General features: G+C 63.1%; 12 protein-coding genes. 7 read left to right on the top strand and 5 right to left on the bottom strand.

Annotated elements, in window-relative coordinates; genetic code table 11:
- Nucleotides 1–16: 16 nt before the first annotated feature.
- The gene (locus tag I8N66_RS18500) at nucleotides 17–379 is read right to left on the bottom strand and encodes a hypothetical protein (protein ID WP_223729270.1); all 363 of its coding nucleotides are present in this window, start codon (nucleotides 377–379) and stop codon (nucleotides 17–19) included.
- 118 nt (nucleotides 380–497) lie between these two features.
- On the opposite strand from I8N66_RS18500, the gene I8N66_RS18505 reads away from it, so the two are divergent.
- The gene (locus I8N66_RS18505) at nucleotides 498–1058 is read left to right on the top strand and encodes a cytochrome c (protein WP_291156400.1); all 561 of its coding nucleotides are present in this window, start codon (nucleotides 498–500) and stop codon (nucleotides 1056–1058) included.
- 20 nt (nucleotides 1059–1078) lie between these two features.
- Here I8N66_RS18505 and I8N66_RS18510 read toward each other — a convergent pair whose 3' ends face one another.
- Together I8N66_RS18510 and chrA are read right to left on the bottom strand one after the other, a co-directional pair.
- Nucleotides 1079–1300 carry a heavy-metal-associated domain-containing protein gene (locus I8N66_RS18510; protein WP_291156369.1) on the bottom strand — a complete coding sequence of 74 codons (222 nt, stop codon included), beginning with the start codon at nucleotides 1298–1300 and terminating at the stop codon, nucleotides 1079–1081.
- A gap of 147 nt (nucleotides 1301–1447) precedes the next feature.
- On the bottom strand, nucleotides 1448–2650 hold the full coding sequence (gene chrA / locus I8N66_RS18515; protein ID WP_291156371.1) for a chromate efflux transporter: 1203 nt from the start codon (nucleotides 2648–2650) through the stop codon (nucleotides 1448–1450).
- A gap of 403 nt (nucleotides 2651–3053) precedes the next feature.
- Here chrA and I8N66_RS18520 point away from each other — a divergent pair, with 403 nt between their 5' ends.
- From I8N66_RS18520 to I8N66_RS18545, 6 genes are all read left to right on the top strand, one after another.
- Nucleotides 3054–3713 (top strand): TetR/AcrR family transcriptional regulator, encoded by a 660-nt coding sequence (locus tag I8N66_RS18520; protein WP_291156374.1) that lies wholly within the window; start codon nucleotides 3054–3056, stop codon nucleotides 3711–3713.
- A gap of 264 nt (nucleotides 3714–3977) precedes the next feature.
- Nucleotides 3978–5231: a sarcosine oxidase subunit beta family protein gene (locus I8N66_RS18525; protein WP_291156377.1), complete on the top strand. Its 1254-nt coding sequence runs from the start codon at nucleotides 3978–3980 to the stop codon at nucleotides 5229–5231.
- Nucleotides 5232–5240: 9 nt separating this feature from the next.
- Nucleotides 5241–5525, top strand: a complete 285-nt coding sequence (locus tag I8N66_RS18530) for a sarcosine oxidase subunit delta (RefSeq protein WP_291156380.1) — start codon at nucleotides 5241–5243, stop codon at nucleotides 5523–5525.
- Nucleotides 5506–8313: a 2Fe-2S iron-sulfur cluster-binding protein gene (locus I8N66_RS18535; RefSeq protein WP_291156383.1), complete on the top strand. Its 2808-nt coding sequence runs from the start codon at nucleotides 5506–5508 to the stop codon at nucleotides 8311–8313. The genes I8N66_RS18530 and I8N66_RS18535 overlap by 20 nt, the downstream gene beginning before the upstream one ends.
- Complete coding sequence (locus tag I8N66_RS18540; protein ID WP_291156386.1) at nucleotides 8306–8884, top strand: hypothetical protein; 579 nt, start codon at nucleotides 8306–8308, stop codon at nucleotides 8882–8884. Before I8N66_RS18535 ends, I8N66_RS18540 begins: the two co-directional genes overlap by 8 nt.
- A gap of 28 nt (nucleotides 8885–8912) precedes the next feature.
- Nucleotides 8913–10028, top strand: a complete 1116-nt coding sequence (locus I8N66_RS18545) for a branched-chain amino acid ABC transporter substrate-binding protein (RefSeq protein WP_223729261.1) — start codon at nucleotides 8913–8915, stop codon at nucleotides 10026–10028.
- Nucleotides 10029–10116: 88 nt separating this feature from the next.
- Here the strand turns inward: I8N66_RS18545 and I8N66_RS18550 are convergent, their stop codons facing one another.
- Nucleotides 10117–11526, bottom strand: a complete 1410-nt coding sequence (locus tag I8N66_RS18550; protein ID WP_291156391.1) for an FAD-binding oxidoreductase — start codon at nucleotides 11524–11526, stop codon at nucleotides 10117–10119.
- Nucleotides 11527–11582: 56 nt separating this feature from the next.
- The gene (gene gfa, locus I8N66_RS18555) at nucleotides 11583–12158 is read right to left on the bottom strand and encodes an S-(hydroxymethyl)glutathione synthase (protein WP_291156394.1); all 576 of its coding nucleotides are present in this window, start codon (nucleotides 12156–12158) and stop codon (nucleotides 11583–11585) included.
- Nucleotides 12159–12331: the final 173 nt, after the last annotated feature.

Consider the following 12331-nt stretch of genomic DNA (forward strand, 5'->3'; position numbering starts at 1 on the left):
GCCAAGCGACTGCTGTTCATCCGGCGGAACGGGGAGGGCCGATGGCGGGGCGGGAGATGACGCCGTCGATGGGGGCTTGCGGATTAAGGTCTCGGCGGCCGCCCCCGTTCAGGATTACTTCGCCGAGGACTGGAGCCGGGAACAGCGCATAACAGAGGCTGCAGATACGTTTGCAGCACGCTTTCTGGCTGCCTGTTTCCGTATCGGCGTGGAGATCGGTTTTGCCCTGCGGGGAAACGACATGTTCGCTGCGGGTAACGTGTTGCCCGCATTTGAATGGCGCAGCCTCAGCCATCGGCACGAGCAGAAACAGAACGGCGACCACGATGGCCAGCAATTCTGCTGCATGTTTCCGGGCGATCTGGCTGGCGGCGATCATGTTTTCGTCCGACACCTCGTGCTGTATTCAAGCACAGTGCGTGATGCTTGCAAGTCTCGCCTTGACCTTGATCAATCGGCGAAAAGCGCGCGGCTCTCGCGAGGAGGATTGCACCCGAATGTGTTCGAATGCGGCAAAATGGTCCGGGCTCGTCCTGGCAGTGATTGCCTTTGCGGGCTTTTCAATGGCAATGGCGCAGCGCGCGGCCACCGACATCGTTCGCGAGCGGCAGCAGGAGATGAAGATGATGGCAGCTGCCGCCAAGAATATCGATGCCATGTTCAAAGGCGCATCGCCCTATGATGCGAAGGCATTCAAAGCCGCCGCCGAAACCGTTCGAACCTATTCAGGCGAACGACTGGCGCGCTTGTTCGCGGGCACCGTCGCTGCCGAAGGATCAAAGGCCAGCGTCAATATCGAAGCGGAGCGACCGGCGTTCGACAAACTGGCGGCCGAACTCGGTGCTTACGCCGCAGCACTCTCTATCGCGGCAGACCGCAACCCGGATGTCCTTGCTCCCGGTATGCGAATGCCCGGCGGTGATGCGAAGATGGGTGGGCCGCTCGCCAAGAGAAAGACGGCAGCCCCCGACCCGATGTCCATGCCCGCCGAACACGCCTTCCACACGATGCTGCAGGTCTGCACGTCCTGCCACGCGAAGTTCCGCGTGAAAGACTGATCGACCCTGGCAGGCGTGGATCACCCGATGTGGCTGCAGCAGGACTTCTTGAAGGATGCCTGGTAGCCGGCCTCCTCGATCGCCGTAACGAAGGCATCCGAGCCGATCTGAGAGTCGATCGATGCGGTCTTGGCATCGAGATCGACCGCGACCTTGGCGCTGGGATCGACCGACTTTACCGCTTTCTCGACGGCTCCGGCGCAGTGTCCGCAGGTCATGTCGGGGATGTTGAGATGGTACATTGGAAACTCCATTTGATCTGACGTATCCGAATGTGGGGCTTCCAACGATGGTAAGGTCAAGGGCAAAGCGCGCACAAACAATTCGGTTCTTCCCGGCGAAGAAACTGCGATGGAAACACACCCAGCGCGCTTGATGGTCTGCGGAATTCAGAGAAGGTGCAGAGCAGTTCCGCCTGCGGCCGTCAGCGCCACAACGATCCACGGTGGCGCCTTCCACACGACGAGCAGAATGAACGCCGTCAGCGCGAGCGCGAAATCGTAGGAGTTCAGCACGGCGCTGGTCCAGACCGGACTGTAGAGCGCCGCGCCGAGGATGCCGACCACGGCTGCGTTTGCGCCGCGCATCGCAGCCAGTACGAGCGGGCGTTTGCGGAAACTGTCCCAGAAGGGAAGGGCGCCGATGAGCAGCAGAAAGCCGGGCAGGAAAATCGCGACAAGGCAGATGGCCGCGCCGAGAATGCCGTTCGGAGCGGGCCCCATGACCGCACCGAGATAGGCTGCAAAGGTGAAGAGCGGGCCTGGAACGGCCTGGGCCGCGCCGTAGCCGGCAAGGAAAGCATCATTGGAAATCCAGCCCGGAGCGACCACTTCGGCCTGCAGCAACGGCAGGACCACATGTCCGCCGCCAAAGACGAGAGAGCCGGAGCGGTAGAAGGCGTCGAAGAGCGCCCAGTTCTGGGAAACTGCCGCAAGGACCGGCAGAAGGCCGAGCAAGGCGAAGAAAGCGACGAGGCAGATGATGCCGACTGGTCGTGTGACGCGAAAGCTGAAATGCGTGAATCCCGTGACCGGGCCGTTGCGGCACAGCATGACACCGGCGAGCGCACCGAATGTGATCGCCGCGATTTGCCCGACCGCACCCGCCGCAAACACGACGATCAACACGGAAGCAAGGGCAATGCTGGCGCGTTCGCGGTCCGGCGTGAGGCTCTTCGCCATGCCCCATACGGCCTGGGCCACGACCGCGACGGCCACGACCTTCAGCCCGTGCAAAAGGCCCGTTCCGATCGGGCCGCCGAAGGTGGTCGCCGCCATGGCGAAAGCGATCAGCAGCAGCGCAGACGGCAGGGTGAATGCGGCCCAGGCGGCGAGCGCGCCGAGCGGACCACCACGCAGGAGGCCGAGCGCAAAGCCGACCTGGCTTGAGGCCGGACCGGGCAGAAACTGGCAAAGCGCGACGAGATCCGCATAGCCGGCCTCGTCGATCCACTTGCGACGCACCACCAATTCGTCTCGGAAGTAGCCGAGGTGCGCGATCGGTCCGCCGAACGACGTCAGCCCCAGCTTCAAGAAAGCGCCGAAGACTTCGGTCGGCGTGCCCCGGTGCGGTCTTGCTGCCTGCTCATGCATTGTTTTCGCCGATGACCCCACCAACAACTCCCAGGCTCTGCTGCAGCCCCAGCTCGTTCGATGCCGAAACCGGATGTCGCCTTCGGCGGCGGCCGTTCTCGCCTCTGTCTGACGTGTGTGCGGACCGCCCAGTTAGCGGACATTGAAACTCGATACCGGAACCGACTGCGGAAGCAATGGTCGAGTTTCATTCCGGCGGTCGAACAGGGTGCCGAGATATCGTGGGCTTCGGTGACAGGCGTGTGACTGTGAAGGTTCCGTGCCGGATGATTTTCCGTGTGCAGGCGATGGCCGTGGATGCTTGTGGCGGCGATGCGCGCCCTAGCAGCTTGATCTCGCTTCCGCTTTGGGCAACATCAGGACCAGATCCGCAAACTGCCGGCGGTTCGGCCAAGGAGATATGGTGAGTGTAAAGAAGCCCCGTGGGGCGAAAGAGGAAGCGACGAAGCAGGCTGGCCGCATGACGCGGGAGGCCTGGATCGATGCCGGCATTGATGCCCTGATCGAAGAGGGTATCGCCAATGTGAAGATCCAGGTCATGGCCAAGAAACTCGCGGTTTCCCGGTCGAGCTTCTATTGGTTCTTTGCCGATCTGCAGGCACTGCACGCGGAGTTGCTGGAACACTGGCTCACCAAGAACACCAGCCCGATCCTCGAGCGGGCGTTGCGTCCGGCGCCCACCGTAACGAAGGCGGTCTGCCATATCTTCGAGTGCTGGGTCGACCCGTCGATGTTCGATCCGCGGCTCGACGCAGCCGTCAGGTCCTGGGGGCAGGTGGATGCCGTGGTTCGCGGCGTGGTCGACCAGGCGGACGACCAGCGCGTCGATGCGATCACCCGGATGTTTCTGCGGTACGGATACCCCGAGGAAGAGGCCTTCATCCGGGCCCGCGTGCTCTATTTTACGCAAGTCGGCCACTTTACGCTTGGAATACGCGACGGTCGCGAAATGCGCTTGCGGTTGCTTCGCCCCTACCTGCTCAGCTTCACCGGTCGTCTTCCTTCCGATGAAGAAGTCGAGTCGTTCACCGCAGTCATGCGACGCGTTCAACCCGATAGTTGAGTCAAAATGGACATGTCTGTACACGCTGAAGTTCGCTGTTTGGCCATAATATGCCGAACGACTGGGCAGGAGCGTGCTTTCAGGCGTCGTTGGTGACGCGATCGTCTAGACATTTGTGTCTAGAATCATTATTGATGCCCGTATGGATCGGGCGCGCGGGACCACGGATGCGCCGATTCCTCCATCGCGAGGGCATTCAATGCAGCAGCCAGCCTTGTCCGCCGATCCGCCAGGTGCGACGCCCCCAGGCGATGGTGCCTCCAGATGACGCGGCGCTATTCCGCCTTTTCGCTCTTCAAGGAAGGTCTCAACGCCCAGAAGGGTTGGCAGAAGGCCTGGCGCTCTCCCGATCCGAAACCGCGCTACGACATCCTGATCATTGGCGGCGGCGGTCACGGCCTCGCGACCGCCTACTATCTCGCCAGGAACCACAATATTCGCAACATCGCGGTCATCGAGAAGGGATGGCTTGGCGGCGGCAACACCGGACGCAACACGACGGTCGTGCGCTCGAACTACTTCTTCCCGGAGAGCACCGCGCTCTACGAAATGGCCCTCCGCCTCTATGAGGCGCTGGGGCGTGAGCTCAACTACAACATCATGCTCTCGCAGCGCGGCATCATCACCTTGGCGCACAGCGAGGCCGAGATGGAAATGGCCGCGCGCACGGTCAACGCCATGCAGATCAACGGTACGGACGCCGAGCTGTTTGACGTCGAGGACGTGCGCCGCGTGCTGCCGTTGATCAACCTCTCGCCCGAAGCGCGCTATCCGGTCTTCGGCGGTGTGTGGCAGGGAAGGGCCGGGACGGCGCGGCACGATGCCGTCGCCTGGGGATATGCGCGCGCTGCCGACAGGCTGGGCGTCGACATCATCCAGTCCTGCGAGGTGGAGGAATTCCTCGTCGAGGGAGGCCGCTGCCGCGGCGTGAAGACAAGCCGGGGCGAAATCCGGGCTGACCGCGTCGCCATGGTCGTGGCCGGAAATTCCTCTCATCTCGCCGAAAAGGCCGGCTTCCGTTTGCCGATAACGTCCTACGCTCTGCAAGCCTGCGTATCCGAGCCGATCAAACCGGCGCTCGATACGGTCGTGCTGTCTCCGGCGACCGGCACCTATGCGAGCCAGTCGGACAAGGGCGAGCTCGTCATCGGTGGCGGCCTAGATCGGATTCCGTCCTATGGGCAGCGCGGCAATCTTCCGGTGCTTGAACACGTCGTTTCGGGGCTGCTTGAAATGTTCCCGAGCTTCCGGCAGCTCCGGCTGATGCGGCAATGGGCGGGCATCGTCGATGTCACGCCGGACTCTTCGCCGATCCTGGGGGAGAGCCCGTTGCCGGGTCTGTTCCTGAATTGCGGTTGGGGAACGGGCGGCTTCAAGGCCATCCCCGCCGGCGGCACTCTGCTCGCCCATCTGCTCGCCACCGGCAAACACCACGACGTCAGCCGTCCATTCGATCTCGACCGCTTCGCGCGTGGCCGCATGATCGACGAAGCGGCCGGCTCGGGCATCGCGCACTAGGAGGACGGAATGCAGCTTTTTCCATGCCCGTTCTGCGGCCCAAGGAGCGAGAGCGAGTTTCACTTCGGCGGCGATGCCGGAAATCTGCGCCCGGAAGGTTTTCGCGATGTGACTGATGGTCAATGGACCGCCTATCTGCATGAGCGCAACAACCCGCGGGGGCCGGCAAACGAGATCTGGATGCACATGACCTGTGGCGAGGTGTTCCGCATGGAGCGCGATACCGTGCACCACGGGGTGGCGCAGGCGATTGCGCTGGCGAATGGAGGCGGCGATGACGGCATGGCGCACTGAGGACGGCACGGCCATCGACAGGACACGGCCGCTGCGGTTTACCTTTGATGGCAGGGTGGTCGAGGCTTACACCGGTGATACCGTTGCCTCGGCATTGCTTGCCAACGGCGTGGCCGTTGTCGGCCGCAGCTTCAAGTACCACCGCCCGCGCGGGCTCTGGGGTGCCGGGGTCGAGGAACCGAACGCACTCGTCGACATCGCAGGCGGCATGCCAAACGGCCGGGCGACACAGATCCTCGCCGCGGACGGTATGGTCGTTCGCTCCGTCAATGCCGAGCCGAGCGCCGCGAACGACCGTCATGCCTTCCTCGACGCGTTCTCGCGCTTCATTCCGGCCGCGTTCTACTACAAGACCTTCATGTTCCCCGACTGGCACCGGTTCGAGCCCCGCATCCGGCAGATGGCGGGCCTCGGAACCCTGGACACGAATGCCGATGGGCCAGGACTTGCCGAACAGATCAACCATCATTGCGACGTCCTGGTGATTGGCGCCGGGCCGTGGGGCCTTGATGCGGCGCGGTCCGCTTTGCGCGCCGGCCGCCGTGTCGTGCTCTGCGACGACGGTGCCCGGGCCGGCGGCAGCCTGCTCTTCCACGAGGAGCAGATGGAAGGAAAGCCGGGCGCCGAGTGGGCTGAAAATGTCGTTGAGGAACTGGAGCGGGCCGGCGTGCTCGTGCTGACCGGCACCACGGCCTTCGGCATTTATGACCACGGTCTGGTTGGCCTGAACCAACGGGGTGTCGACGGTGTGTCGGACCGGCTATTCCGTGTCCGCGCGAAATCGATCGTGCTTGCGACCGGCGCCATCGAACGGCCGCTGCCCTTCGGCAACAACGACTTGCCGGGCATCATGTCCGCGGAAGCCGCGCTCGTCTATCTCCGTCGCTTCGGTGTTGCGGCCGGCCGCAAGGTTGTGGTCGCAACGAACAACGGGCTCGCCTACGAGACGGCGGAGGCGCTCGCTGCCGCAGGCGCCGACGTCACGGTCGTCGACTATCGCACGATGCGTCAGGTCCGCTCGGGGATACGCGTCCTGCAGGGGCGCACGGTCAGATCTGCGAGCGGCAAGGGTGCCGTCAATGCCGTGCTGCTTTCTGATGGCAGCACGCTTGAGGCCGACGCGGTGCTCGTCTCGGGCGGCTTCACGCCGACGGTCCATCTCTATTGTCAGGCGCAGGGCAAACTCGACTGGCGTGACGATATTCTCGCCTTCGTCCCCGGCCGGCCTGTTGCTGGCGTGGAAGTGATCGGCGCAGCGGCGGGTGATTTCTCTCTTCCGCCGGACCTTGCTGGTGATACCAGGAGGGACCTCGGCATCGTCGCCGCCTGGCCGAAGCCCGATGCGAAAGAACGGGTCTGGATCGATCTGCAGAACGATGTCACGGCCAAGGACGTGGAACTGGCTGTCCGGGAGAACTTTGTCTCGGTCGAGCACTTGAAGCGTTACACCACGCTCGGCATGGCGACCGACCAGGGTAAAACGTCCAACGTCAACGGCCTGGCCTTGATGGCTGAACTGACCGGTCGACGGATCCCGGAGGTCGGCACGACCACCTATCGCCCGCCCTTTACGCCGGTACCGCTCGCCTCCTTCGCAGGTGCTCGTTCCGGAACCCGGATGAACCCGCTGCGCCGGCTGCCGCTCGAAAAGGAACATAGGGCCGAAGGTGCGGTGTTTCGCGAATATGGCGGCTGGCTTCGCCCGGCCTTCTATGGTGCAGGCCCGTCGGAAGAACGCATCCAGGAAGAGGCTAGGGCGGCGCGCGACGGCGTCGCGCTCTTCGACGGTTCGCCGCTCGGCAAGATCGAGGTGCTCGGGCCGGATGCCGCGTCTTTCCTCGATTTCATCTATTACAACACCGTCTCGACCCTTGGAGCAGGACGGTGCCGCTACGGCTTCATCCTTACCGAAGCCGGCAATGTCTATGATGACGGGGTGCTGGTGAGGCTGGACGAGAACCACTTCATTGTTTCGTGCTCCTCGTCGCATGTTGCCGGGGTTCATGCCCTCCTGGAAGAATGGCGGCAGGATCGTTTCGATCGCCGGCGGGTGTTCATCCATGACGCGACCTCGGAGATGGCGACGCTGACAATCACCGGGCCCCGTGCGCGGGCGTTGCTGGAAACGATAGACCTTGGGGTCCTGCTCGACGACCAGACACTGCCGCATATGGCCGTCGCCTCAGGCATCTTCGAAGGGACGCCTGTGCGGGTCGCGCGCATCAGCTTCACCGGTGAGCGCTCCTACGAAATCTCCGTGCCGGCCGACCTGGCCGGGGCTCTCTGGTCGCGACTGCGGCGCGAAGGGGAGGACTTCGGTGTCACCTTGCTCGGCCTCGAAGCCCTGATGATCCTGCGTGCGGAGAAGGGCTACATCGTAATCGGCAAGGATACGGACGGCACGAGCCGGCCGATGGATTTCGGCCTGACGGCTCCGCTTGAGAAGAAGAAGGTTGAGTTCCTTGGTCGCCGCTCGCTGATCACGGAGGATGCTCAGCGTCCGGACCGGCGGCAATTCGTCGGGCTCGAAATCGTCGATGGCAAAGGCGTGCTGCCGACCGGTGCGCACGGGATCGAGCGTAATCATAGCGGCATCCGCAGTGCCGGCTTTGTCACCTCAAGCTATTTCAGCCCTGTGTTGCAGCGGCCGATTGCGCTCGGGCTCATCGAGCGTGGGCTTTCGCGTATGGGAGAGATCGTCGAGTTTCAGCATCTGCGGGAGCTACGGCGCGCCCGGATCGTCGCCCCTTGCGCCTTCGACACGGATGGAGGTCGCCTCCATGCTTGACAATTCGCGTAAGTGGAAGCCCGAGCCTGATTGGAACAGTGCCTGCCTGACAGGTCGAGCGGTCGACGTGCGTGCCGTCTCCGGGCTGACGCAGCATCTCGTCAGCGGCGATATTGAGCGATTTCGCGAGCGCCATGGTCTTGCCAAGGATATCGGCGCGTTGGGTCTCGCCACGGGCGAGCGCTATGCCGTGCGCGTCGCGCGCGACCGGTTGCTTGTGGTCGGATTGCAGGCGTCCGAGTGTGCGGCGGGCTGGCATCAGGACGGTTATGGAGTGACCGCACTCGGTTCGGCACAGCGTGTTTTTGAAGCGCGGGGCGAGGGCGTGCGGGATCTCCTGGCGCGGGCGACGACGATCGACCCCGACAATGCCGGCCCCTGCGCCGCCTTGCAGTTTTGCGGCCTGACCTGCAGTGTCTATTTCCACGGAGACACGCAAACGTTGCGTGTTCACGTCGACCGAGGGCTTGCTGCCTATCTATGGGAATGGCTCGAATGCCAGCCGCTCCTTTGCGAAAAGACCGGCGGCTTCGAGAATGAAGATTTCGTGTTGGAGGAGTGCACCGCGTGAAAGCGGGCAACAAAAGGGAGTTGAGACAATGAGACGTATTCTGATTATCGGCACGGCCCTCGGCCTGCTCATGGGGACAGCCGCGCGTGCGGATGATCTGACATTTGCCGTGGCAGGTCCGCTGACCGGACCGCTCGCCACGATCGGCGATCAGTTCAGGCAGGGCGCTCAGGCGGCTGCAGACGCGATCAACGCCAAGGGTGGCGTGCTTGGCCGCCAGGTCAAGCTGCAGTTCGAAGACGACCAGTGCGACCCGAAGCAGGCGGTTTCGGTTGCCAACCGGATCGCGGCAAGCGGCATCAGCTTTGTCGATGGCCACGCCTGCTCGGGTTCCAGCATTCCGGCATCCGCTGTTTATGCCGAGAACGGCACGTTGATGATGAGCCCGGCCTCGTCCAACCCGGTCATGACGGATGATGCGGCGGCCAAGGGCTGGACCAACATCATGCGTCTCTACACCCGTGACGACGCGCAGGGCGCCTTCATAGGCCCATGGATCGCCAAGGAATATGCTGGCAAGAACGTTGCAGTTCTGCACGACAAGACCGCCTATGGCCAGGGTGTTGCCAATGCGGTGCGCGCTACGATGAACGAAAGTGGCCTGAAGGAGGTCCTCTATGAAGGCATCAACGCGGGTGAGAAGGACTACAACGCGCTCGTGACGAAGCTGAAAGAGGCCAAGGCCGATGTGGTCTATTTTGGCGGATACCATCCGGAAGCCGGCCTGATGCTGCGCCAGGCCGCCGAGCAGAAGTACAAATTCCAGCTGATCATGCCGGACTCGATCGCCTCGCCGGAGTTCTGGCAGGTCGCGGGCCCGGCGGGCGAGGGCACGCTTTTCGTCTTCCCGTCCGATCCGCAGTCCAAGCCTGAGGCGAAGGAGGCGGTAGCCAAGATTCAGGCCGGCGGCTTCAAGCCGGAAGGTTTCACACTCTTCTCCTACGCGGTCATTCAAGCATTCGCACAGGGCATCGAGCGTGCCGGTTCGGACGATCCGACGAAGGTTGCAGAGGCTCTGAAGAACGGCCAGCCGATCGATACTGTCGTCGGTTCGGTGGCCTTCGACGAAAAGGGCGACCTCAAGGATGCCAGCTACGACATCAACCGCTGGAGCAACGGCGCCTACGCGCCGATCGCCAACTAACTGGCCCAATAATTCGAGGCGGGCGAGTTGATCTCGCCCGCCTCGAGAAATCCGCTCGTCGGCGAGAGACGCGCCGGGAGCGCCTGCCTCAGGGGGAAACCGGAAGCAGAACCTTGCCGGGATTGAGGATCGCGGCAGAGTCGAGCGTTTCCTTCACGCGATGCATCAGCGCCAGTTTCACAGGGCCTGAGATATCCGACAATTGCCCCATGCGCTTGATGCCGATCCCGTGTTCGGCGGAGAACGCTCCGCCGATCCCCCCGATATCCCTGTAAAGGATCGTCTCGATTGCCTTGACCTTTTCGGCTGGGATATCGCTGCCGGCGGCATTGAGGACGATATGGAGATTTCCGTCGGCGAGATGGCCGAACAGGTAGGGGCCGAGGGCAGCATCCAGTTCCCGCAGCCCCTCAAGGCAACGCTCGAGATAGGCGCCGATCTCCGAAAGCGGGACCGAGACATCGTAGGATGGCGCGCTCGGATGTTTTCGATAGATCAGGTCCGTATCTTCGCGCAGGCGCCAGAGATCGACCTCCTGCGCGCCCGAAGAGGCGATCACGGCCGAGGCGTCGGGATGATCGGCGATGACGTCCTCGTAGATACGTCCCAGTTCCGCCTGCAACGCGTCCTCTTCAGTCCCGCCGAGAGAGACCAAGAGGTTGATCGGATGGTCGGTCCTGTAGTCCACGGCCGACCAGGACTGATGGCCGGACGTCAGGCGGAAAAAGGTATTCCAGATCGCCTCCGCTGCCCGCAGTTGACCGTATTCGGCGTCGAGGCCGCGACGGACGACCGCGAGTGCCGCATCCACGGACGGCAGACCGAAGAGGACCGTGGCGGTGGCTGCCGGCTGGGGTTCGAGCTTGACGGCAATGCGCGTGATGATGCCGAGCGTGCCTTCCGCTCCGACAAAGAGATGTTTCAGGTCGTAGCCGGCGGCATTCTTCACGACCCGGGTCATATCCGAGTAGATGGAGCCATCGGCAAGCACGGCCTCCATACCGAGAATGCGATGCCGCATCACCCCGAAGCGAAAGGCGGCAATGCCCCCGGCGTTGGTGGACGCCATCCCGCCGATCGTAGCCGACCCACGCGACGGCAAATCGATCCCTGTTTCAAGTCGATGTACGGCCGCCGCTGCTTGCAGCGCCTGCAGCGTAACCCCGGCTTCCACCACGGCAACGCGCTCGATCGGCGAGATATGCAGGATGCGATTGAGGCGGGCGGTCGAGAGCACCAGCTCGCCCGGCCTGGATACGGCACCGCCGACGAGCCCGGTTCGTCCCCCATGAGTAACGAGCGGAACGCCGTGCGCTCGGCAACATTTGACGACCGCCGCAATTTCGTCGGCCGTTCTGGGGAACACGACTGCGCGCGCCCCCAGATTTTCGGGCGCCACTCCGTAGTCGATCGTGGAGATGGCCTCTCCGTCCTTGAAATTTCCGTCACCGACAATTCTCAGAATTTCGGCTTTGAACGCGGGCTTGAGGCAATCCATGCGATACGACCTGCGGGTTGATGTCTGAAGTTTTTCAGATGGTTGCGTCTGCGTGCTCAGGCCGATTTGAGCGCGCCGCTCTTCTTGGCCGTCCATGTGGCGATGTAATCCATGAGGCCCGGGTTGAGGCAGTCATAGGGTTCCACACCCAGTTCGCGCAGCCGGGCGCGCACGCCATCCATCTTCGCCGGATCATAACCGCTCTCGATGATCGAGGAGACGAAGGCCGCAAAGCCCGGCTTTGCCCAGCCTGTTTCCTGGAAGCGTTCGGGGTGCAGGAAAGACAGCCCCTTGAACGGGTGGTCCCGTTCCACCGGGCCATACATGTGCACGCCGCAGTCCTTGCAGGCATGGCGCTGGATCAGCGCGGTAGGGTCCACGACCGCCAGCTTGTCGCCGTTCTGCAGAACCTCGATGTTATCCGTCGGTGCCACGGCGACGACGGAGAAAACGGCGTCGCCGGGCTTCCAGCACTTGGTGCAGCCGCAGGCGTGGTTGTGGGCGATGTCACCTTTGACGCGGACCTTTACGGGATTGCTCGTGCAATTGCAGACGAGCGTGCCGCCGGAAAAGGCGGCGTCCGTCGCCTTGAACCCGCTGTCGAGGGACGGATGTATGGCAATGCTTGGCATGGGCTTCTCCTCCTTTTGGCCGGTGCACGATGCCCGGCTGTTCACTGGCGCCGCCGGCCGGTGGCGCGGCGGAACGTGAAATGCAATTGCAGTCTGGAACAGTCCTCAACCCGCGCTCAGTATAGCACCACCGAGCGGATGCTTTCGCCGGAATGCATCAGTTCGAAGCCCTT

Source organism: Ensifer sp. SSB1 (assembly GCF_016652895.1).
GTDB lineage: Bacteria > Pseudomonadota > Alphaproteobacteria > Rhizobiales > Rhizobiaceae > Ensifer.